Origin of the sequence: Butyrivibrio sp. TB (assembly GCF_900110805.1) — a bacterium.
GTDB lineage: Bacteria > Bacillota > Clostridia > Lachnospirales > Lachnospiraceae > Butyrivibrio > Butyrivibrio fibrisolvens_C.
In genome coordinates this window covers 133,384-158,188 of record NZ_FOER01000005.1, presented here as the reverse complement: position 1 = coordinate 158,188, position 24,805 = coordinate 133,384, and the positions used below count along the sequence as shown (strand labels likewise).

Annotated in this window: 16 protein-coding genes and 1 pseudogene; 9 read left to right on the top strand and 8 right to left on the bottom strand. The window is 39.6% G+C overall.

The features are described from left to right. Nucleotides 1-134: 134 nt before the first annotated feature. On the top strand, nt 135-1,661 hold the full coding sequence (locus BMX21_RS04955) for a Na+/H+ antiporter NhaC family protein (RefSeq protein WP_092041996.1): 1,527 nt from the start codon (nt 135-137) through the stop codon (nt 1,659-1,661). A 224-nt stretch (nt 1,662-1,885) separates the two neighbouring features. Then, nucleotides 1,886-2,872, top strand: coding sequence for an aldo/keto reductase (locus BMX21_RS04950; protein ID WP_092041994.1), 987 nt, complete (start codon nt 1,886-1,888; stop codon nt 2,870-2,872). A gap of 407 nt (nt 2,873-3,279) precedes the next feature. On the opposite strand, the gene BMX21_RS04945 is transcribed toward BMX21_RS04950, so the two are convergent. Beyond that, nucleotides 3,280-4,644: a carbohydrate-binding protein gene (locus tag BMX21_RS04945; RefSeq protein WP_092041992.1), complete on the bottom strand. Its 1,365-nt coding sequence runs from the start codon at nt 4,642-4,644 to the stop codon at nt 3,280-3,282. Nucleotides 4,645-5,124: 480 nt separating this feature from the next. Here BMX21_RS04945 and BMX21_RS04940 point away from each other — a divergent pair, with 480 nt between their 5' ends. The 4 genes from BMX21_RS04940 (at nt 5,125) to BMX21_RS04920 (ending at nt 10,732) form a co-directional block, all read left to right on the top strand. Then, nucleotides 5,125-6,114, top strand: a complete 990-nt coding sequence (locus BMX21_RS04940; protein ID WP_092041990.1) for a LacI family DNA-binding transcriptional regulator — start codon at nt 5,125-5,127, stop codon at nt 6,112-6,114. A gap of 171 nt (nt 6,115-6,285) precedes the next feature. Further along, entirely contained in the window at nt 6,286-8,598 is a 2,313-nt protein-coding gene (locus BMX21_RS04935) for a glycogen/starch/alpha-glucan phosphorylase (protein ID WP_330390152.1), read from the top strand. Nucleotides 8,599-9,432: 834 nt separating this feature from the next. Further along, complete coding sequence (locus BMX21_RS04925; protein WP_092041986.1) at nt 9,433-9,729, top strand: resolvase; 297 nt, start codon at nt 9,433-9,435, stop codon at nt 9,727-9,729. A 31-nt stretch (nt 9,730-9,760) separates the two neighbouring features. Further along, nucleotides 9,761-10,732 carry a hypothetical protein gene (locus BMX21_RS04920; protein ID WP_143057202.1) on the top strand — a complete coding sequence of 324 codons (972 nt, stop codon included), beginning with the start codon at nt 9,761-9,763 and terminating at the stop codon, nt 10,730-10,732. A gap of 57 nt (nt 10,733-10,789) precedes the next feature. Here BMX21_RS04920 and BMX21_RS04915 read toward each other — a convergent pair. Then, a pseudogene (locus tag BMX21_RS04915) lies at nt 10,790-11,092 on the bottom strand (NUDIX domain-containing protein); the annotation flags it as partial. Between the two features lie 321 nt (nt 11,093-11,413). Here BMX21_RS04915 and BMX21_RS04910 point away from each other — a divergent pair. Then, nucleotides 11,414-11,932: an SCP2 sterol-binding domain-containing protein gene (locus tag BMX21_RS04910; protein WP_092041982.1), complete on the top strand. Its 519-nt coding sequence runs from the start codon at nt 11,414-11,416 to the stop codon at nt 11,930-11,932. 196 nt (nt 11,933-12,128) lie between these two features. Here the strand turns inward: BMX21_RS04910 and BMX21_RS04905 are convergent, their stop codons facing one another. The 4 genes from BMX21_RS04905 to BMX21_RS04890 form a co-directional block, all read right to left on the bottom strand. Continuing rightward, nucleotides 12,129-12,749: a hypothetical protein gene (locus BMX21_RS04905; protein ID WP_092041980.1), complete on the bottom strand. Its 621-nt coding sequence runs from the start codon at nt 12,747-12,749 to the stop codon at nt 12,129-12,131. 17 nt (nt 12,750-12,766) lie between these two features. Next, entirely contained in the window at nt 12,767-13,132 is a 366-nt protein-coding gene (locus BMX21_RS04900; protein WP_027216711.1) for a hypothetical protein, read from the bottom strand. Nucleotides 13,133-13,679: 547 nt separating this feature from the next. Beyond that, nucleotides 13,680-14,282 (bottom strand): TetR/AcrR family transcriptional regulator, encoded by a 603-nt coding sequence (locus BMX21_RS04895; RefSeq protein ID WP_022754293.1) that lies wholly within the window; start codon nt 14,280-14,282, stop codon nt 13,680-13,682. Nucleotides 14,283-14,389: 107 nt separating this feature from the next. Next, complete coding sequence (locus tag BMX21_RS04890) at nt 14,390-15,724, bottom strand: ATP-binding protein (RefSeq protein WP_022754292.1); 1,335 nt, start codon at nt 15,722-15,724, stop codon at nt 14,390-14,392. Nucleotides 15,725-16,148: 424 nt separating this feature from the next. On the opposite strand from BMX21_RS04890, the gene BMX21_RS04885 reads away from it, so the two are divergent. Continuing rightward, on the top strand, nt 16,149-18,269 hold the full coding sequence (locus tag BMX21_RS04885; RefSeq protein WP_092041978.1) for an efflux RND transporter permease subunit: 2,121 nt from the start codon (nt 16,149-16,151) through the stop codon (nt 18,267-18,269). Nucleotides 18,270-18,371: 102 nt separating this feature from the next. Further along, nucleotides 18,372-21,431, top strand: coding sequence for a hypothetical protein (locus BMX21_RS04880; RefSeq protein WP_177173928.1), 3,060 nt, complete (start codon nt 18,372-18,374; stop codon nt 21,429-21,431). A 186-nt stretch (nt 21,432-21,617) separates the two neighbouring features. Here the strand turns inward: BMX21_RS04880 and BMX21_RS04875 are convergent, their stop codons facing one another. Continuing rightward, nucleotides 21,618-22,619 (bottom strand): substrate-binding domain-containing protein, encoded by a 1,002-nt coding sequence (locus tag BMX21_RS04875; RefSeq protein ID WP_092041973.1) that lies wholly within the window; start codon nt 22,617-22,619, stop codon nt 21,618-21,620. A 12-nt stretch (nt 22,620-22,631) separates the two neighbouring features. Then, nucleotides 22,632-24,626, bottom strand: a complete 1,995-nt coding sequence (locus BMX21_RS04870; protein WP_092041971.1) for a methyl-accepting chemotaxis protein — start codon at nt 24,624-24,626, stop codon at nt 22,632-22,634. Nucleotides 24,627-24,805 lie beyond the last annotated feature (179 nt).

The following is a 24,805-nucleotide window of genomic DNA, read 5'->3' as shown; positions in this document are numbered from 1 at the left end:
AAATGTATAATATGGGCAAAAAATCAGTGCATGAATATGCAAATATTGGGCAAAAATATGCAACTTTATCCTATTAAATTGTGTTATACTTACTATTTGTGAATGACTAAAGTTACAAAACAGGAGGATTAAAAATGTTCGTTAACTCGCTTTGGGCACTTCTCCCCCCAATTATTGCAATTGTTCTTGCACTGATCACTAAGGAAGTATATTCTTCACTGATGATAGGTATAATTACAGGAGGTCTTTTATATTCAGGCTTTAATCCTGTCGGAGCTATGAATCATATCTTTGTCGATGGCATGATAGCTCAGCTTTCAGATCTATGGAATGTTGGAATTCTTATATTCCTTGTAGTACTTGGAAGTATAGTCATGCTCATGAACAGAGCCGGAGGCTCGGCTGCCTTTGGAAGATGGGCCAGTACTCATGTTAAGACAAGGCTTGGAGCACAGCTTGCTACTATAGCACTTGGAACTCTTATTTTTATCGATGACTATTTTAACTGTCTTACAGTAGGATCTGTTATGCTTCCTGTAACTGACAAGCACAAGGTATCAAGAGAGAAGCTTGCATATCTTATTGATGCAACTGCAGCTCCTGTCTGCATCATAGCACCTATATCTTCATGGGCGGCAGCAGTCACCGGATTTGTAGAAGGTGCCAATGGACTTGAACTGTTCATCCGTGCAATTCCATATAACTTCTACGCTTTTCTTACATTTGTAATGATGATCACTATAGCTGTAGGAGGATTTGATTATGGCAAGATGGCACAGGCAGAGAAGCAGTGCGGTATCACAACTTCTCCTGACGGAAGCCTCAAGCACCCCAGCCTTACAGGTGCAGAAGATCAGCCCAATCCGCCTATATCTCAAAAAGGTAGAGTTATCCACCTTGTACTTCCTATATTTGCACTTATCATCTGCTGCATTATAGGTATGATCTACACAGGCGGATTCTTTGACGGAGAAGGCTTCGTTACAGCTTTTTCCAATGCTGATGCTTCTACAGGTCTTGTATTTGGATCTATGGCAGCTCTTCTTATAACGATTTTGTTCTACCTTGCTACAAGAGTGCTTGATTTTAATGAATGCATGAATGCAATACCTGAAGGCTTCAAGAGTATGGTTCCTGCTATCCTTATCCTGACACTTGCATGGACACTTAAGTCCATGACAGATTCACTTGGTGCATCTGAATATGTGGGAGGTCTTGTAGAGCAGGTCGCAGAAAATGGTATGGTGATGGGTCTTCTACCTGCATTTGTATTTATCATAGGTGCATTCCTTGCATTTGCTACAGGTACATCCTGGGGAACTTTTGGTATGCTGATCCCTATCGTAGTAAGTGCATTCCACAGTGATATCAATAATGAGCTCATGATAATTGCGATATCTGCCTGCATGGCTGGAGCTGTATGCGGAGATCACTGCTCACCTATATCAGATACGACTATCATGGCATCTGCAGGCGGACAGTGCGAGCATATAAAGCACGTATCAACCCAGCTTCCATATGCTATTACAGTAGCTGCAGTATCAGTATTTTGCTATATCCTTGCAGGATTTGTACGTAACTGGCTTGTAACACTCCCTGTCAGCATCGCAGCTATGGTTGTAGTCCTTCTTGCAATTAAGAATTTCACTAAGTCAAAATAATTATTTGTCATTTATAGATCAGAAACCTGCAGTTGTGCAGGTTTCTGTTTTTTTACACGCATATTAAAGCATTAAAGTTAAATGGATAATAATAAATAATGTTGGGTAAAAAATGCTTAGAAATCCTCAGCTTTGTCAGATATAATTTTAGTGTATTTAAGATCACATACGAAAAACATATATCAGTTTGTAATAATTGATGATTAAAAAGAAGGGGTGCATAAATGTACAAGGCAGATGAAAAAAGATACGACAAGATGAAGTATTTAAGATGCGGTAAAAGCGGCCTTTTTCTTCCGAGGGTGTCTCTTGGATTGTGGCATAATTTCGGGTCAGTAGATAAGTTTGAGAACATGTTGGATATGGTTCATACAGCATTCGATAATGGTATCACTCATTTTGACCTTGCCAATAACTATGGACCTGTATATGGCTCTGCCGAAGAGAACTTTGGAAGGATCCTTGATAAGGATATGCGTCCTTATAGAGATGAGATGGTCATATCTACTAAGGCCGGCTATGATATGTGGCCGGGACCGTACGGTGATCACGGATCAAGGAAATATCTCATGGCAAGTCTTGATCAGTCTCTTAAGAGATTAAATCTTGACTATGTAGATATCTTCTATCATCACAGACCTGATCCTGATACACCGCTTGAAGAGACTATGGAAGCGCTGTCTGATATCGTAAGATCAGGTAAGGCTCTGTATGTAGGAATATCCAATTATAATTCTGAGCAGATGAGGGCTGCAGCCAAGATCCTTAGAGAGAATCATACACCTCTTCTTATAAATCAGGTTGTCTATAACATGTTCAATCGCTGGACAGAAGATGACAAGCTTCAGGATACCTGCAAGGAAGTTGGCGCAGGCATGATATGCTTCTCGCCTCTTGCTCAGGGCCTTCTGACAGACAGATATCTTAATGGAATCCCGGAGGATAGCAGGGCCAAGCGCAATCACTTCCTTCACGAAGATCAGATAACCGATGAAGTTATAGACAAGGTCAGAAAGCTTAAAGAGATTGCAGAAGGAAGAGAACAGACTCTTGCGGAGATGGCACTGTCCTGGATACTTAGAAGAGATAGGGTTACATCAGTACTTGTAGGTGCCAGCAGACCTTCCCAGATCCTAGACAACATCAAGATGATCGAACACCTTGAGTTTACTGACGACGAACTTGATGCGATCGACAAGATTTTGAAATAAATATTACTAACTGAAACTACCCACTTGGAAGGGCCGGCATCCCCAAAGTCTTTACAGGGGCAGGCAGTATATATATCATTACCATGCTGTTAATAGTTTTATAATCCATGGCATGATATCTGGAGCTTTCCATTCTGGGGTCCAAACTCGCTTTGCTCAGACAGGTGGACCCCGGGCAGAATGAAAATCTCCATCTATCACGCTCATGGATTTAATAAAACTATTAAAAGCATGGTAATGATATATATACTGCCTGCCCCTGTAAAGACTTTGCGGATACCGGCCCGTCCAAGTGGGTAGTTTGAGTTATATATAAAAAGAGGTTGAAGATTCGTTCTTCAACCTCTTTTGCCTACGAGGAAATATGTATGTGGCCCTTAGTGATCCGGCATGATCTTTTGGGGGCTTTATTCTACAGTTACTGTTATTGAGTCACCGATACTGCCTGTTCCGATGAGACCGAATTCAGCAGACTGACCATTTTCTAAGTGTGTATTCCATGAAAGAGGGGTTATTACGTAGTAGTCGCCTTCTTCTGTGATGTTCACGCACCAGCTTGAATCGATGCTTACCTGATCTTTTCTGACTCTAACTGTCCATCCGTCTACAGCTGATCCTGTGTTGTTAGTTACCTTGAAGTTTACAAGATATCCTGTTCCCCAGCTGTTTATTGTATATGTTACATCCTTACCTTCTGTAGTGGAAGGATTCTCAGGCTGCTGAGGCTGATCAGGATTCTCGGGCTGCTGAGGCTGATCAGGATTCTCGGGCTGCTGAGGCTGATCAGGGGTTTCAGGCTGCTCTGGCTGATCAGGATTTTCAGGCTGATCTGGATTCTCAGGCTGCTCAGGAGTCTGATGAGCAGGAAGGACCTTGAAAGAGTCAAGATCTACTGTATGACCGTTAGCTACAAGATAGAGATCATGTGTGCCTGTAAGATCTGATGTAAGCTTGACACCTGATTCCTTGAATGAAGCACCTGTTACATTGATCTTAGCAATAGGAGCTGAGTCAAGGCTGTCAACATATACATCGAGAGATACCTTAGGTTTTGAAGCTCTTGCTGTTGCAAGGATACCGCTGATACCATTAGAAAGATCTACATTTTTTATAACGATATAACCATTTACTCTGATGGCCTGATATGTTACACCATCAGCAGACAGTACTACTGCAGCATTGGCCTGTGTAGCATTCTCAGCTTCAACTCCTGTGTAAGCATCTACAGAAGCTGCAGGCTGCTCAGGCTGTGTGGGCTGATCAGGGTTCTCAGGCTGTGTGGGATCTTCCGGAGTCTCTACATCAGTAAGAGGTGCTGCGGACCAGCTATCCATAGATACATTACCTACAGAACCTACGAATGTGATAGTCTCGTTATCGCCTACAAGATTCTTTACATTAGCTGTAAATGTCTGGTACTCACCATCTGTACTCTTTAACTTGATGTTACCAAGAGATTCACCGCTTACATCTCCTTTTCTTACCTCGATAACGCTCATTCCTTCACTCTTAGCTGTTATAGTGATGGATGCAAGGCCTGATGAGAAGTCACAAGTTTTAACTGTGAAGTAGTCGCCCTTTTCAATGCCTGATACAACTTTTCTTCCGTCAGCTTCTGTTACGATATCTACGCCTGATGAGCCGAAATTAACCTCGGCTTCTACACCATTATATGGATGCATATGTGGAGCGGCGTTTGATTGAAGCGCCGGTGCGGTACTAAGACCTGCAGCCAGCATCATAGATAATACTACAGGGAATTTTCTTTTCATTTATAAGTCTCCTTTATTCAATAATGTTTGTAGTAATAATTTCGAAATTATTTCTCACATGCAATGCGATTGTAACATTTGTGTAACATTATAACAATCTAATTATTGCTTATTTACAATTGCGTAAAAAAGTTCAAATTCAGATGGTCATATATTACTATTTTATATTGAATTATAAGTGTTTAAGTATACAATTAGCATACTTTTAAGAATAAATTAAATAACGTAATAATTCTTAAAAATTGCTATTTTCTATTCATGTCTTGAGCCTTCAAACATGAGCAAATTCGCGCTATGTGCTGCTTTGCTCATGTTTGGCGGGGCATAAATTCATATTCGATTTCGAGCAAGCTCAAATCGAAATGACTTTTGATCCTTACGTCATATTATTGGAGAAGGAATAAAATGCCGATATTAAGGTGAAAACTTAAAAATGTGTGGTAGAATATAAGAAAACGTTTTTCTATAGGCAGGTGTAAAGTGGTATCTATCAAAGATGTTGCAAAAGAGGCAGGTGTTGCCATTTCTACAGTATCCAAGGTACTGAACAATTATCCTAATGTTAGTGAAGATACTAAAGCTAAGGTTATGGAGGTTGTGAATAGACTTGGCTTTGTTCCCAATACAGTTGCTGCTACATTATCTTCCAAGAATTCAGGAAGAGTAGCCCTACTTATAAAACTCAATGTTGAGACTCAGGCTATCGATGAGATAGACATGCAGTATATAGCCGGTGCGATCAGCAAGGCAAGAGAGCTTCAGATGGACATTATCACTATCTTTTTTAGCATGATAGAGAATATGTCACTTGAAGAGATGACCAGATATTTTGTATCCCAGAGTATCAAAGGGATCATAATATATGGCATGTCCAAAGAGGACAAAGTCCTAAGACAGCTTATAGAAGGTGATACATTTAAAACTGTAGTAATCGACGTTCCTTATGTAGGAACATCCACCTCCTGTGTAAGCGTCGATCAGGCAAGAGCCCAGTATGATGTTGCCAAGAAGACTATTAAAGAGAATAACTGCAAGAAGGTTCTCTATATAGCAGGAACCAGAGACGGCTATGTGACAGATGCCCGTCTTGAAGGTATAAGGAAACTCAAAGAAGAGCTGGGACTTCAGGTTCTTATTAGGAACGGGAACTTCTCAGAACTCCAGGCAAGAAACCTTACACTTAAATATGGAAAAAACAAGGACTGCGTAGTCTGTGCATCAGATCTTATGGCAATAGGAGCTATGAAAGCTCTTATAGATATGGATATATTCAGACCTGTATGCGGTTTTGACGGTATAGTCCTTATGGGATATGTAGGCAAGCAGATGAATACAGTGCGTCAGAACTTTGCGGCCATATCCTCAAGAGCGGTAGAAGAGATGCAGAGGCTTCTGGATGGCGAAGAAGGTACAGAAGTTACTATGCCACATGAGCTTGTAAGGCTCAAATATGAAGAGATAATAAGATAATATAAGAAAATAAAAATCAGACTTGCGGAAAACGTTTTCTTATGGTATTGTAATATCACAAGGGCAGAAAACGTTTTCTCTTCTCGCATGATTTTCTGCCCGCTTGATTCAAAACTAATGTGCCGGCAAGGGTCGGCGATTTAAGTTCCTGAGATAGGAAAGGAGTTATTTATGTCAACAAACATGCAACGTGATATCCTTGTTCTTAATCTTGAAGAGCAGATGGAGAGAAGTGCAGACAGACAATTCGATAAGTCTTTTGCAGACTGCACAGACAAAGAGGCTTACTATGTGCTTTTGGATGTTACCAATGAGCTTATGCGCGTGGCTGAGCCTATAGTCGGAGAGAAGAAGATCTACTATATCTCTATGGAGTTTCTTATTGGTAAGCTTCTGTCCAATAACCTTATAAACCTTCGTGTATATGACAAGGTCAATCAGATACTTCGTAAGAATGGCAAGAAGCTTGCTGATATTGAAGAGTACGAACCTGAACCATCTCTTGGTAACGGCGGACTTGGACGTCTTGCTGCATGTTTCCTTGATTCTATCGCAACACTCAAACTTCCGGGAGAAGGAATCGGTCTTAACTACCACTACGGTCTTTTCAAACAGGTATTTGAGAAGAACCTTCAGACAGCTCAGAAGGATCAGTGGCAGGAGAACAAGTCCTGGCTTGAGAAGACAGATACAACCTTTGATGTAAACTTTGGTGACAAGAAAGTTACATCAAGACTTTATAACCTCTATGTATGTGGTTATGATTCAGGTATCAACAAGCTTCGTCTTTTCGATATCGAGACAGTTGATGAGAAGCTCGTTAAGAAGGGTATCAATTTTGATAAGACCAAGATTGAGAAGAACCTTACTCTTTTCCTGTATCCGGATGATTCTGATGAAGCAGGTAACCTCCTTAGAATATATCAGGAGTATTTCCTTGTAAGCAATGCAGCTCAGCTTATCTTACATGAGATGAAGGAGCGTCAGTATGATCTTCACAAGCTCTATGATCATGCTGTTATCCAGATCAATGATACACATCCTACTATGATCATCCCTGAACTTATCAGGATCCTTGTAGAAGAGAAGGCATTCTCTATGGATGATGCTATCAAGGTTGTATCTAAGACCTGCGCTTATACTAACCATACTATCCTTGCAGAGGCTCTTGAGACATGGCCGCTTGCTTACCTTGAGAAGGTAGTGCCTCAGCTTGTTCCATATATCAAGGAACTTGATAAGAGAGTAAGAGCCAAGGTTAAGAACAAGAACGTTCAGATCATTGATAAGGACAAGAAAGTCCACATGGCTTTCATTGACATACATTATGGATTCTCTGTAAACGGCGTTGCAGCTATCCATACAGACATCCTTAAGAATACTGAGCTTAACGATTTCTACAAGCTCTACCCTGAGAAGTTCAACAATAAGACCAATGGTATCACTTTCAGAAGATGGCTCCTTTCTTGTAATCATCCTCTTGCAGATCTCATCGCTGATACTATCGGTGATGGATACAAGAAGGATGCTACTCGTCTTGAAGATCTCCTGTCTCATGAGAAGGACGAGGGATTCCTTGATCGCTTAGAAAGCATCAAGCAGGAGAAGAAAAAAGACCTTGCCGCTTACATTGAAAAGCATGAAGGTGTACAGATTGATCCTACATCTATTTATGATATTCAGGTTAAGAGACTTCATGAGTACAAGCGTCAGCAGATGAATGCTCTTTATATCATTCATAAGTACCTTGAGATCAAGAATGGCAAGAAGCCTGTAAGACCTCTTACATTCATCTTTGGAGCTAAGGCTGCACCTGCTTATGTTATAGCCAAGGATATCATCCACCTTCTTCTGTGCTTGCAGGAGATCGTGAATAATGATCCTGATGTAAGCCCATACATGAAGGTTGTATTCGTTGAGAACTACAACGTAACCTATGCTGAGCACCTTATCCCGGCAGCAGATGTATCCGAGCAGATCTCACTAGCAAGTAAGGAAGCTTCAGGAACATCCAACATGAAGTTCATGTTAAACGGTGCTATAACACTCGGTACAGATGACGGTGCTAACGTTGAGATACATGATCTTGTAGGCGATGACAACATCTATATCTTTGGTATAGATTCTGATACAGTCATTAAGCATTACAAGAAAGCTGACTATGTATCCAGGAAGTATTACGAGAAGAGCCCTGTCATCAAAGAGGCTGTAGACTTCATCGTAAGCAAGCAGTGCCTTAAGGTTGGTAAGAAAGAGAACCTTACAAGACTTTACAACGAGCTTCTGAATAAAGACTGGTTCATGACCCTTATCGATCTTGAATCCTATATCGAAGCAAAGGACAGAATCTTTGCAGACTATGAAGATCGTAATAAGTGGAAGCACATGATGCTTGTAAATATCGCTAAGGCAGGATATTTTTCATCAGACCGTACTATCATGGAATACAATAAGGATATCTGGAAACTTCAAAGAGCAGACTGATATAAATAATTACAGGGAACTTCCTAACGGAGGTTCCCTTTTCCATGTCGTTCACTATACTCATAGCGGCAAGAAGAGATCATCAAGCGTAAGCACTTCTGATATATGTCCCATATGCGCTGTTCCGGAAGTCCCTTTTGCTGAAATAAGGGTGATTTTTGTCGCGTTTTTTGTATTTGTCATATCTTTAAATACTGACTTTTTGTTAATCAGTTCTTTCTCATAATCTGCAGACACGACATATGCAGAATCAGTACATTTAACTTCGCACAAATTTGTTATTTTATCTGCTCTTTCTATAACCAGATCTATCTGCGCTTTATCGCAAACCCACGAAAACTAAGACCAAATATCTACACAAACAAGCAGATAATTGGTCTTGAAAGCATATGAAAAGCATTTGAAGACCAAATATCGGTACTTATAATTTTTGTGAACATGGAACGGAAAGCTTCTTTCATAATCTTTCATAATTCAATGCAGATTCATAATCCTTCATAAACTAAAGAACTGAAACTACTACTAGGAAAGAATGAGATAAACAGTAACAATCGGCAAAATAAAACTGAAATACATGACCATGAAAAGTAATAATAAATTGCCGATTGACTCTTTTTATAGATTGTTCGAGGTAGACCTATACGCATCTATCATGGTGAAGGCTTTAGCCAAAACTTATTTTCAAATAAATAAAAGATTAGTAATCATGGTTATTCTCTGTAATTAAATTCTTGCACAGGAGAGCAAAGTTGTCAGAATGTGAATGTCAAAAATCAAGTTGACACAAGATGTGATTAGGAATATAGTAGTGTCAAAAATCGAGGAGGCACAAAAGTGAAAATCACTTCTCTTGACGAAGCTCTTAAAAGGATAGAAGACTTGGAGAAAGAAGTTGCTGAGCTCAGATCTGAAAATGAGCAATTACGAAGTCGCAACTTTGGCGGAAGAAAAAAGCATGATGAAAACTGGATGGCCTCATACAATGATTTCAAAGTGAAGTATGAGGAAGGAATGTCTATTATGGAAATTGTGTCGTGTGGAGAGATAAGTAGGAGAACCGCATATCGCTATTTGGCATATTACAAGCAATTTCAAAAAAATGAAAAGGATTTTGGTTCAAAAAGTGTATGAGAATCCAGTTACTTGAACCATGGACGTAATAATGGAACAGTTAACAACTCTAGGGAAGACTATAACGGCAACAGATCCATGTAAGCTAAAGCTGGATGGGAATGTGAAAAAGATTTTAGCATACAAACCCTTACTTGCCAGAATTTTCAAAGAGGTCATTGAAGAATGTAAAAACTTTTCATACGAAGAGATAGAGAAATGTATCGAGGGAGATGTCATTATCAGTAAGATATATGTTGATAATGGATTATCCAATAATACGGAGCTTATCGGTGGGCAAAACACAGAGAATTATGAAAACGAAGAAGGCCTGATCAAGTATGACATAAGGACATACCTTAAGATACCACACCTAGACAGATCGGAATCTATCAAGATTCTTATTGACGTGGAGGCACAAAATGAGGATAATCCAGGGTATGATATTCCTCTTAGAGGATTGTTTTATTGCTGTAGAATGATATCTTCGCAGCTTGGCGTAGAGTTTACTACAGATCACGATGATCCAGTTAAGTACGGAAACATTAAAAAGGTTTATTCTATATGGATATGTACTGAGACAGCCAGAAAAAGAGCAAATTCTATAGAACGGTATGAGATTAAGAAGGATTTTCTGCTTGGATGCAATTCTGATAATCCAAGGTATGATATAATAAATACAACAATAATAAACATCAGCGAGAATCATGATGTTAGCAGTATTGATAATAATACCGTTAAGCTACTAACAACGTTATTTGATGAGACGCTGGATGCAAAAAACAAGATATCGGAACTTCAGAATAAATATGGGTTGCCACTTACGAAAGAACTGGAAATGGAGGTAACTGAGATGTGTACATATGCGACAAGCATGGAAAATAAAGGAATAGAAAAAGGCCTTCGTGCCTTGGTAAATAGCTTGAAAGTTTATATTAAAGATTTTGATTCTCTTTACGAAGCAATAATTAAAAATGAGGATTATGCTAATGTCAGTAAAGAGCAGGTTAGAAAATATTATTGACATATGATGATCTGAGGGGAGCCTTAATGATATTGGCCTTAAGGACCCCTCTTCTTTTTACAAAAACATATTTGCAATAACTGCTTTTACTTCTTCATGTTGCTTACAGAACATTTCAGGAAGTTTATCTACATCGAAAAATTTAAGGTCAATGGTTTCTTTGTTATCACAGGTAAGCTCTCCAGAAAGGGCTTTAAGCTTATAAACAATAGCTATACTCTGTGCGTTATCACCATTTGGATATTTCATATCACTATCGGTATATATACCTATCAAAGAATCAATTGTAACATCTAATCCAGTTTCTTCTTTTAATTCTCTAATAGCTGCTTCTTCCGGAGTTTCACCAAGCTCAATTGCACCGCCAGGGAACCCCTATTTGTTGCTGTCTCCGCGTTTTTGCAAAAGTACTCTTCCAGACTCATCAAACACCCACCCACCAGCAAAAACAAGTCATTGATTATAGATTGAGAATACAGGAACAATATTTTACAATATCAATTGTATAGTTTTTTAAATAAAAAAATAATTGTCAGACTCTACATATACGTTAAAACGTGATATACTGTCTATAAAATCATTGTTTTAAGAATTGAATTAAAATCTAATGACTGATGGATACCGGTTTTGAAAATATCTGACCGGCCCAAATAGTTCAAAAGAGGAAAGGGAGGACGTATTATGAAATACTCAGAAGTAGTTAAGACAGCTAAGAAAAAGGTTGCAGTACTTGATGCATCCAAGATTCATGATCACCTTGCCATAGAATTTGATGTTGAAGGCGATGGTGAAGGCGCATTTTATGTAGAGCTTTCTGAAGGCAAAGCTCACGTAGAGCCTTATGAATACTATGACAACGATTTCCGTGTACGTGGCAATGCAGACTCTATCCTGAAGCTTCTTGATGGTGGAAGTGCACTTAAGAGCGTACTTGGCGATGTCAGAATAGAAGGTGATGTATCTAAGGCTGCTTCTCTTGAAAACATCCTTGCAAGTCACAAGCTCGCTACAAGCAAGAAAGAAGCTGCAAAGCTTACGACTACCAAGAAGGAATCCAAGAAGCTTGCAACAGCTAAGAAAGAGTCCAAGAAACTGACAACCACCAAAAAGGAAGCTGCAAAGCTTACAACAGCTAAGACAGAGTCTAAGAAGATCACAAGCTCTAAAGACTCTACTAAAAAGATTGAAAAGAAAAATTAAAGTATAGTTTTCAATAATAAAATCCGGCAGATGTTATTATGAAAATCAATTAAAGGATTATTCATATAATGTCTTCCGGATTATTATTTGTAACTATATTTTTGTACTTACAAAAAATATACACTCCCCTTTAAAACTGTCCGCATTGGTGCTGCTTCAAAGGGTAGTGTATGTTTGGCAAGTGCGAAAGCTCTAATCAGTTGCTAGTTTGAGCTTCACCCATAGTACCAGGCTGCTGACCATCAGGAGCCTGGCCACTGGGAGCTTGCCCACCTTGAGGACCTTGGCCCTGACCACCTTCAGGTATCTCCGGTGGAGTAGTTCCATCATTAGCAGAAGGAAGAGCATCAGGAATGTTGCTGGTTCCTTCTGCTGCAGTATTACTATCATCTGTAGATGTATTATCTGAATCTGATGATGAGTCTGCGCTTCCGGAGTTATCATCAGCTATTTCTTCACTTTCAGAACTTTCATTAAGATTATTCTCATCAGCAGCAGTAGAGGATGTATCATCATTTAAGATAGTAGATCCATCTTCACCAGAATTATCTTGGGATGAACTTACTGCAGAGCTGTCATCACTATCAGAAAATCTCCCTATTGCATACAAGCTACCTAGTGTGAATACCATTAGTACAGCACAGGTTCCGAGTATGATAGATACTTTCTTTAAGATAGGCCCCTTTTTACTTGTAGGTCTTATATTTATTTTCTTACCGGTTTCAAAAGTTCCGTTTATAGTTTTTACAATTCCTTCATCTGTTAGAACAACCGTTTTATTGTTATCAGAATCTGAACTAAGAACTATACCTTTCATAGTATGATCTATCCCCCTTATTCTTCGTCAAATATAAAGTCATAATACAGCTGCAGGTCCGGATAATTGCCTGTTAGAACAAGGGCTGCCATCACAATATATCCTTCGTGTGCTTCTATAAGTTTGGAAGATACTTTTGTTCTTTTTGAAAGAGGCTTTATTGGAATAAAACCTTTTTGAAGCATGGATCCCATAAGCTTCTGATCATCTATCAAAGCTTTTATCACATCAGCGCATCTATAGATGTCTTTGTTTTTCCTGGGCGAGTCCTTCTCAACATCCCAGAAATTATATCCAAAAGGATATAGTTCCATATCAAGACGTTCTATCTGACTTTTAATGCTCTTGGTGTCACATATTTCTGAATAACTGGTATTTTCCATCGTAAACCTCACTTCGTGATGATTCTTGTCTATTTGGTACAAGCATCTTGTAAAAATCTTCGCAAGTAAATAAGTGAATCAACTAAGCAATATCTTGAATCTGTGACTATAGTTTATAATCCAATACTAAAAATAAACTAAAAAACGTCCCAGCTTTCCGATAAAGCTCGGAAAACTAAGACGTATGTGTTATTTGACTAAAACTTCGCACTTGCCAAACATACGCCACCCTTTGAGGCAGCGCCGATGCGGATAGTTTATAATGCATTTTCATATCTTTTGAAGGTGTTATAAAATTCAGGAGCATGAGAGATGGATTTTTATATTCTTCTTAGGGTCTGCATGTCTGAGCGAAGCGAGTTTCAGACCCTAGAATATAAAAATTCAGATATCATGCCCTGAATTATAACACCTTCAAGATATGAAAATGCATTATAAACTATCCGCATCGGCGTTGCCTCAAAGGGTGGCGTATGTTTGGTAAGTGCGAAGTTTCAGTTATTTGAGTTTACTTAGTGATATTGCTTCGTCCAAGTAAAAAGTCTATTCATTCGATATGTGCGTCAATTATATCTCTTATAGAGCGGTAGAGATAAGGTTTTAGCTCTTCGATGCCGCAAGGGATACCATCGACTATAGCACTATAGGAAGTTGCACCTGCAAGCTCTATTATCATGAATAGCATGATGTCAGGCTTTACAAAGACAACACCGGACTGCTCTAAGAGTTTTTGGTAGATACCGGCCACATCAATCTCTTCTGCAAAAGGAGAGTGAGGATCAAGTACACGTCTGAAGATCCCCCATGTAAGATCCTTGTGAAGGAAAGTAAGAAGAGCTTTATTGCCGGCAAGTTCTTCTATTATATGGTCAACTACAAAGATGATCTTGTCCTGAATTAGTTCAATATCAGATTTTTGAAGAGCTTCATATGCAGAGCTGAAAAGCTGGGCTGACTTGTGTATTACAAGTTTATTTCTAATATCATATTTATCTTTAAAGTATAGATAAAATGTGCCCTTGGCAACACCTGCTTTTTCAATAATGTCGGAGATTGACGTCTTCTCCAGACCCTTTGTCATAAAGAAATCGAAAGAAGCGTTAAGAAGTGAATCTCTTTTCTTTTGTTTGTTGGCATCAATTTTGCTCATAATGACCTCATATTATAAAACTATTGTTCTAGTGATTTATTGACTAAAACTTCTTATTCATATCAAGAATATATTACAGCCATCGTTCGAAGCGGATTCCTCTGATTTCATAATGCAGGCAATAATACATCTTCGATTTTGTTATCAAATATCATTGAAGTAAGATAGATGGGGATATATGTTATGTTGTTGTTTGACTCAATGTTATTTAAAGAGACAACATAAGTTTTGTTGAATTTATATTTTTCTAACAGGTGGTTCAGTGCTGCATGTTTTTTATAGTCTTTTCCAGACTTTACTTCTATAGGAGTAACACCATCTGCTGTCTCGGCTATAAAATCAACTTCTCCAATGCCATTTTTCTTATAATAATATGAAGACTGCGTTTGGGAATATATTTCTTGTGCAACAAAATTTTCAAACAAAGCCCCGTTGTTTAATTCCTTTTCAGGATTCATTTCCAGAAGTTCTTTCTTTACTGAGATTGAATAGCAAGATGTTAGTAGCCCCACGTCACTTAAAAACAACTTGAATACATTTGTTTCCTTTGATGCGATAAGGGGTGCGGATGGCTCACTGACTATATATGAAGGAATTGCAACGGCAGCATCTTTTAACCACAAGAAGCTTTCTTCGTACCTGTCAAATTTTAGCTCCTTGTTCAGTAATGAAAAAGTAAACTTCCTGTTTTGTTTATTGAGCTGTGCTGGTATGTTTTCATAAACGGAGACGACCTTTAATTTTCTGTCTTCTTTCTCGTATCTTGTAAAATCTGCCTTATATTGTTCAACTATGTTCTTCTGTTCTTTCTCAATCAAATCGAGAGAATGTGTTTCATTATAAACATTTATAACTGATGGCATTCCACCGACTATAAGATAATAATAGAAAGCCTTTTTTAGCTTTTCATGAACCAGATCATCCAGCGGTACCAATTCCTTAAAACAATTTTTGGCATGCTCAAGCATCCTGTTACTGATACCGGTTGCTATAGCAAATTCCCTAAAGTTCAATGGAAACATTTGATATGTCTCAATATAACCGACCGGTATGGATTTAATGCCTTTCAGCTCAACTCCAAGATTGGAGCCGCTAAGGATATATCGGTATTTTCCTTCATCTACGAGAAATTTAATTTTAGTGATGATTTCCGGATATTTCTGAATCTCATCTAAAAAAACCACTGATTCAGATTCAGTCAGTTTATCATTAGAATATAATGCGAACTTTTCTGATATCTCCTTGGAATCATCACTATTTCTTATCGCTTCAAGAACGTCAGTGCGCTCTATTAGGTTAAATTCGCAAAAAGAAATGCCATTTCTTCTTAGCATTTCACGGATCAGGTATGTCTTGCCGACCTGCCGTGCACCATATACAAGTAAAGCCTTTTTGGAAAACTGGAGCCATTTTTGTATTGTTTCTTCAAATTCTCTATACATAAAAACCTCATTTGATAGTTGTGTTCAGTTTGATCTGGATTATATATGATTTTCTGCTTTAGTAAATAATAGCGTATTTGCAGCATTTTGTCAATTTGATGCCCCGTTTTTTGAATGAATTACGGGGCAAAGTGCCCCGTTTTTTAGATTAATAACGGGGCAAAGCGCCCCGTTTTTTTAATGCGTATCAGAACAAAGCGCTCCGCTATTTCTGCTTGAATAAGATAAGTTCTGGTGTACTGACATTATAGTTCGCAATCACAACTTGGACAGATTCGCGTATCTGTTACCCTAAAATCTAATAAAAATCCCTTTATTTATAAACAAAAAATAAATTCATCAAAAACTAATTGACCAACGGTCATTTTCGTAGTATACCATATATTGAACAAAATGACCAGTGGTCATAAAAAGTGGAGGAATTATGAAAGCGATATCAAAAGGAATCGTAAAGCTACGTTTTGTAATACTTGCAGTAGCAATATTTCTGTTGATCCCGTCAGCAATAGGATATATAAATACCAGGGTCAACTATGATATTCTGTCCTACCTTCCAAAAGAAATTGAGACAATGCGGGGACAGGACATTCTTGAAAATGAATTTGGAACCGGAGCCTATTCTCTTTTTATAGTAGAAGGAATGGAAGAGAAGGATGTGGCAGATCTTAAGACAAGGATCGAAGAAGTTGATCATGTCAAGAAAGTTCTCTGGTATGACAGCTTCATGGATATATCGGTTCCTATGGAGATGCTTCCTGATAATGTATATGAGGCATTCAACTCAGACGATGCGACTATGATGTTCATCATATTTGATGAGACCACATCAAGCGATGGCACCATGGATGCCATAAGACAGATCAGATCCATCGCCAATGAGAAGTGCTTCCTTGCAGGTATGAGCGGCATCGTTACAGATACTAAGGATCTTGCAGAAAAAGAAACTCCTATATACGTAATGATAGCAGTCATCCTTGCAGTGATCGTATTATCACTCACAATGGATTCATATCTCATTCCTATATTTTTCCTATTATCAATAGGTATGGCAATTGTATATAACCTTGGATCGAACATAATGTTCGGTGAGATATCTTTTATCACAAAGTCACTGGCAGCAGTCCTGCAGCTGGGCGTAACACTGGACTATTCAATATTTTTGTGGCACTCATATCAGGAAGAGCTTGAAAAGGGCTGTGATAAAAACGTATCTATGGCACACGCCATCGAGGCAACTTTCCAGTCAGTAATAGGAAGTTCTGTCACAACAATTGCAGGTTTTATAGCTCTTTGCTTCATGAGCTTTACTATAGGTCTTGACCTTGGCGTTGTTATGGCCAAGGGTGTTATCTTCGGAGTTATCTGTTGTATAACAGTTCTTCCTTCGATGATACTTGTTTTTGACAACCTTATAGAGAAGTCCAAGCACAAACCTCTTCTTCCTGAGATGGAGAAGATACCTAACTGGATATCTGACCACTACAAGATTTTTGCAGTCATATTTCTGGTGCTGCTCCCATTTGCAGTATATGGAAACAATAATACCAAGGTTTATTATGACCTTGCCAAGACACTTCCTGATACTCTTCCAAGTACTCAGGCAGCCAACGAACTTGAAAATAACTTCGATACCAGTACAACATACATGCTCCTTGTAGATGCTGATATGTCTTCAAACGATATTACTTCTATGAATGAAGAGATATCCAAGTTAGACGGCGTTGATGCGGCTATAGGACTTGACTCTGCAGTAGGCGGTATGATCCCTGAGGATATGATCCCAAGTGATCTTAGATCAGAAGTTCAGAGTGATGATTACAAACTAATCATCATAACAAGTGAGTACAATACAGCTTCAGATGAAGTTAATGCTCAGATAGATGCAGTTAACAAGATAGTTAAGTCTTATGACGAGAATGCAATGGTCGTAGGTGAAGCTCCATGTACCAAGGATCTTATCACTATTACAAACCACGACTTCAACGTAGTTAACTGGGTATCAATAGGTGCGGTATTTGCTATCATCCTGTTCGTACTTAAGTCATTCTCACTTCCATTTATACTTGTTGCAGTTATCGAGTTTGCTATTTTCATCAACATGGGTATTCCATACTACACAGGATCCGTACTTCCATTCATTGCTTCAGTAGTAATCGGAACCATCCAGCTTGGATCAACTGTTGACTATGCGATCCTCATGACTACCAGATACTGCCGCGAAAGAAATGACGGACATAGCAAGAAGGAATCAACTCATATAGCACTTGCAACCAGTATGAAGTCCATCATCGTAAGTGCACTTAGCTTCTTCTCAGCAACATTTGGTGTAGGTATTATATCTTCAATTGATATGATAGGTGCTCTGTGTATGCTGATGGCAAGAGGCGCGATTATCAGTATGTTCGTAGTAATACTGGTACTTCCTGCAATGTACATGATCTTCGATCCTATCGTAGTACGTACAAGCTTTGGATTTAAGAGCGCAAGAGAATCAGATAGGAAAAGGAAAAAATTAAAAGCCGGAAGCGAAAGAGCTACAGCATAAGAAAGTACAAAAGTTTAAACATAAGAATAAATAAATGTTTAAGCATAAGAAAAACAAAAGTATAAACAAAAATTACAAACATTCAACCGGGAGGCGATGATTATGATAAAAAAATATCTCGTTCGTACAAGAGCACTAATGGTAGCTACAATACTTGCATTCACATCTATGGCATGCGGAGCAGTTACAGCAGATGATGTTGCATCTAAGGGTGCAGCACAGGAAGCTGCCACTAAAGAAGAGGAAGAGCAGACACTTGAAAATACAATGAACAACAGCGCATTTGGCACAAGCTCAGCTTCTGACAAGGAAGAGACAGTATATGTTATGACTGATGCCAATGGTACTGCCAATGAAGTAGTAGTAAGTGAATGGTTAAAGAACACAGAAGGAACCAAGGAACTCAATGATGCTACAGACCTTTCCGATGTCAAGAATGTAAAGGGAAGTGGCACATATACTGAGAACTCTGACGGAACTATCACATGGGATGCAGAAGGCTCTGACGTATATTATCAGGGCAAGACTGACAAGTCAGTTCCCGTAGAAGTTAAGATCTCTTACTACCTGGACGGAGAGGAGATAGCTCCGGAGGATATAGCAGGTAAGAGCGGTAAAGTTAAGATCAGATTCGATTATACCAACAATGATTATAAGACCGTTGATATAGCAGGCAAGGAAGAAAAAATCTATACACCATATGCCATGGTATCAGGTGCAATGCTTGATACAGAGCACTTCTCCAATGTAGAAGTTACTAATGGTAAGGTTGTATCAGAAGGCAACAACTATGTAGTTCTTGGCGTAGCTCTTCCGGGACTTAAAGAGTCACTTGGAATCGATGATGAAGATCTTGACGAGCTTGAAGATAAGACAGGTGAAGCACTTGATATCCCTGATTATGTAGAGATCACAGCAGATGCTACAGAATTCGAGCTTGATATGACTATGACTTATGCATCAGGCAATGCCCTTTCAGATCTTGGATTTGATAATATCACAGATTCACTTGACATTGATGATGCAGAAGATAAGGTTACAGAGCTTACAGATGGTACTACACAGCTTGTAGACGGATCAGATGAGCTTTACGATGGAACAGTAACACTTCAGGATGGTACTGATAGGCTCTATGATGGAAGTATAGAACTTCTTGATGGTTCTAAAGCACTTGCTAATGGCGTTCTTGAACTTCAGGGAGGTACTAAGGATCTTGTAGAAGGAACTGTTAAGCTTAAAGAAGGTTCATCAGCCCTTTTACAGGGAGCAAATGCTCTTAAAGACGGAACAAGCCAGCTTGCAACAGGAGCAGGAACACTTAAAGATGGAACAAGCCAGCTTGCAACAGGAGCAGGAACACTTAAAGATGGAACAAGTCAGCTTGCAACAGGAGCAGGAACACTTAAAGATGGAACAGGCAAGCTTGCGACAGGTGCCGGAGACTTAAAAGCCGGAGCTGATACACTTTCAGCTGGAGCAAATACCTTGTCACAGGGCGCAAGTAAATTAAATACAGGTGTTGCAGATTATACATCAGGAGTATCTGCACTTGCAACAGGTATAGATGATCTTGATAAAGGTCTTAAACAGCTGCAGGATGCAGTATCAGGATCATCAGGAAGCGCAGCTTCACTTACAACACTTGCTACAAATTTAAATGCAGCTAAGACTTCTGTTGATAGTGATCTTATAGATGCTATAGATAAGCAGCTTGCTGCAATTGCTTCTGACAGCGGATATACAGGAGGAACAGATTATTCAGGACTTGAGAACCATCTTACAGCATTAGCCACTCAGTGTGAGAACGCATATAAGGGCTATTTCGAAGCTTACTGTGAAGAAGTATATAATGCAGGACTTTCTGAAGGTAAGGAAGAAGGCAAGGCTGAAGGCAAGGCTGAAGGCATAGAAGAGGGCAAGAAACAGGCTGAGGAAGAAGCCAAGAAACTTACTACAAACAGCACAGCAAGTTCAGATGTAGATCCTGATGCATTTGATGGTCTGGATGATGAAAATGAAGAAAATGGTGGATCAAAATCAGAAGCCGGAGAAGGAACTTCTACTGAATCATTACAGGAATCTGATCCAGATACTACAAGTGCTGACGAGGCAGCAGGTTCATCATCAGAGGATCAGCAGTCAGTTGACCAGACACTTTCAGACCAGGCTTCAAATAAAGTAGTAGATGCTGATATCAGACTTCTCTCAGAAGAGGATGCAGCTTCAAAGATAGCTCAGATCCAGCAGCAGAGCCAGTATTATCAGAATTATGTAACTTATTATAATAAGTATATGGCTCTTACACAGGCAGCATCTTCTGTACATAGTCTCCTTGCACTTAGAGGTGGTCTTAAACAATTATCTGACGGACTTGGTAAGATGTATGAAGGTGTTACATCTTCATCATCTACTACTGCTCAGAGCATGGCATCTCTTTCAACTGGAATACAGCAACTTGTAGATGGCGCTGATAAGTTGAATTTAGGTGCTCAGCAGCTAGTAGCTAATAATGATACACTTACATCCGGAAGCAGCCAGCTTGCAGCAGGAGCTTCAAGTCTTGCAACAGGAGCAAGTACTCTTGATAACGGAGCAGCAGCACTTGCAAGCGGAGCTTCAGAACTTAATAACGGAGCGGGCACACTTGCAGATGGAGCTTCTAAACTGGATCAGGGTGCAGGAACACTTTCAGATGGTGCCAATAAACTTGATCAGGGTGCAGGAACATTAGTAGACGGTGCTAACAAGCTCGATCAGGGCGCTGGAGATCTTGCAAGCGGAGCACAGGAACTTGATAACGGTGTTCAGACACTTGAAGATGGTTCAGTTAAGCTCAACGACGGCGCAGTTACACTTTATGACGGATCAGTAGCACTTAGCAGCGGAGCTTCAGATCTTAGCGACGGCGCATATGATCTTAACGAAGGTGCTATAAAGCTTATGAACGGAGCTAAAGAACTTGCAGATGGACTTGTTAAGTTCGATGAAGAGGGTATCTCCAAGATAGCAGACATATTCGATGGAGATCTTGAAGAACTCAATGAAAGACTCAGTGCTATATCTGATGCAGCAGGCTCATCTCAGTCATTTGGCGGAGCCAAAGACGGCACACAGACAAGCGTTAAGTACATCATCAAGACAGCAGGCGTTACCAAGAAATAATTAGCTAGTTAAGCGTTAATAAACCAAAAATATAACAAACATCACCGGAAGCTATAATTGGTCATTTTGTCCGGTGATGTTTGTTTTTTATTAGAATTACTATTTAGTAAAAGTGGAGTGGATAACATTGAAAAGATTATCCGATAATAAAAAAGAGACTGCCACTTCGTGGCAGTCTCGCATGCGTTATAAGTAGTCACTTGCGTTACTTTTATCTACAGGAAGGAATGGAACCCAGATATATTTACTGTCTTCTGATACACCCTCGATATTATCGATGGTTCCGCCGCCTCCAAGAGCTATTGCAGCTTCTACAGCTCTTGATGCCTGTAGGTCAGCATCCTGAAGGACTGTATATGCCATCTCGCCGGCAAGGATTGATTCACAGCCTGCTTCTATGGCATCTACTCCGCATACAGGGATAGTAGTGTAGTCAAGACCGTATTTCTTCATAGCATTGATAGCACCAAGAGCCATATTGTCGTTGTTACAGAATACTGCATCTACGCTCTGGCCGGTCTTCATAAAGATATCGAATTTTTTCTCTGTCTCTTCAGTACTCCAGTTAGCATAATCCATGAATACGATATTGGCATCTACGCCATTGGCTATCATTGTCTCTCTTACGCCATTGGTCCTTCCGATGGTACCAGAGTGGCCTTTCTCGCCTTCGAAGATGATGATGTTCATGGATTTCTTGCCAAGTTTATTGATGACATATTCTGCCTGATACTGTCCGGCTACTTTTTCTTCGGAGCCTACGAACACGTTCTGATTACTGTCAAGATATTCTTCTGATGGTTCACTGTTAAGATATACGATCGGTATACCATTGGATGCTGTGTTCATCTGAAGAGCTGTTTCAGCATCAGCAAGTCTTAAGATGATCGCATCATAGCCTTGAGATTTAGCATTCATTACAAGGTCTACCTGAGTTTCTACAGAGTATCCCGTCTCTACCATTGTAATATCAGCGCCTTGCTCTTTGCCGGCTGCAAGTACAGCGTCAGAGAGCTTTTGCCTGAAGGTATCAAAGTCTGTGATTATATACAGGATCTTCATGCCGCCTCCTCCTGATGATGAAGAGGACGCTTTATTGCCGCAGCTGACAAGTGATCCTATTACAAGGATACATACAGCTACCGATGCTATTATTTTCTTTAACATATGACCTATTGATCTTTTCACACTAACACCTCCTCAAATCTTGAACTGCTGTACATAAGATGTAAGTGTATCTGATGTACCGGCAAGCTCATGTGCATTGGCAGCAACATCCTGGGAGCTTCTGGTGATATTATCAGCCTGCTCTACCATGTTCTGGGAGGTTGCAAGGATCTCATCTGCACTTGCTGCCTGTTCTTCGGATATGGCAGCAACATTGGTTGCAACATCATCAACCTTTTCAACACCGTTTATCATATCTCTGATAAGGTCATTGGATTCCTGAATGTTATCATAGATCTTATCAAAAGTATCAACAGCAGTTTCGATAAGACTGCTGTTCTGCTCGATACTTGCAGCGCTTTCATTGGCCTGACCTACAACTTCCTGGATCAGGTTGTGAACTTCATTGATAAGAGTTCCGATGTTGGTAGCGCTTTCTGCAGAAGTCTGTGCAAGCTTGGCAATCTGAGTAGCAACAACTGCAAATCCTTTACCGGCTTCGCCCGCTCTGGCAGCTTCGATAGAAGCGTTAAGAGATAGGAGATTGGTCTCCTCTGCAATCTCTCCGATAAGACCTACGATATTGGTGATCTCATTGGATGCTGTATCTACTCTGGAGATAGATTCCATAAGTCTTGCATTAGAATCAGACATTCCGGACATGGCACTGCTAAGCTGTTCCATATCGCTTCTGCCTTTTTTGGATATCTCAACAGTTTCATTCATACTGCTCTCAGCCTTGTGGCTGTTGTCTCGTGTATCAGCTACAACAGTTGCAAGAGTAGTAGCACTTGAAGCTATGTCATTAACAGCAGCTGCAAGCTGATCAACAGTCTCGTTGAGCTGTTTCATAGCTTCGGCCTGAGACTCGGAAGCACTGTACATGTTCTTGGATACAGTATCTGAGTTCTCTGACTGAGCTTTGAGCCTGTCAGACTCGTCACTTATCGAGTGCAGCATCTTTCTCATGCTGGTCACGAACTCATTGACCTGATCACCCATAAGACCGATCTCATCGTTACTCTTTGCTTCAACCTCGATAGTGAAGTCGCCTCCGGACATAGCAACGATGTCTTTGGAGATTCCTGACAGAGGTTTCATCGCCTTATTTATAGTAAGGAGGATGATCGCAGTTATTATGATGATACTAAGTATACCTATTGCAATTGACAGATTTACGATATGATTGACATCAGCCAGGATGACATCTGTTTCTATATAGGATACAAGGACCCATGAAGTGCCTTGTATTTCGGCAAAGTCAACCATATAGTTTCCAATAGTGTCTTCTGTATAATCTCCATTTTCAATCTTTTTGGCTACACCGGACAGGAGCTTGTCGGAGCTTGATGATGACAGTGTCGATGATACAAGTGAGAAGTCTCTGTGAGCCAGAATTGTATTATCTGTTTTGTCTACAAGGAATGAACTTGCATTCTTCATCTTGACACCGGAATTAACGATGATACTGATCTTATCAAGAGTAACATCTGCTGATATAACCTTTATTTCATCACCGCCGTCATCAAGAATACCTGATGCACTTATAACACTTATTCCTTCTGCATTTTTATAAGCACTTCCGTAGGCCATATTTACACGGGTCAGACCTTCTTTGTACCATGTGGTTGACGTAGGGTCAGAGAGGTCCAGATCGGCATCAGCAGCTTTGTATGTTTTGCCTGAAGCTGATGCAATATACAGGCCGTTGGTAGAGTTTGAATTAAAACCATACCAACCGTCCAACATAGCCTGAAGCTCCTGGTCAGTTGGATTTGCAGCTTCTATTGTTTTTTTGGCTGTTGCAAAAAACTGAAGGTTTTCATCGAGCCAGGATTCAATATTATCGCTTTGGTTGGTAAGTGATGAACTTAGCTCTGATTTAGCACTTTTTATAAGGGCATTTCTTGAAAGAATCGTTGTCACTGTGATAAGAACTACTACAGTGATAGCAACTGATGGAACGATACACAATAATAGCTTATTACGGATCTTACCTGTTTTTGCCTTTTTTGTTTTAGCCGCCATTTCCACCTCCTGTGGCATGTTGTGGATGTAAATATACATACCTCGAAATGATTATCGGCATGATAATTATAAAAATTAGTTATAACCGGCTTATTTGCGAAAATATTTAAACTTTATATTGTTACACTTTTTGCCCTGTAAATAATTCTTGAATACTGCATTGTCCATGCTGGAAGTCT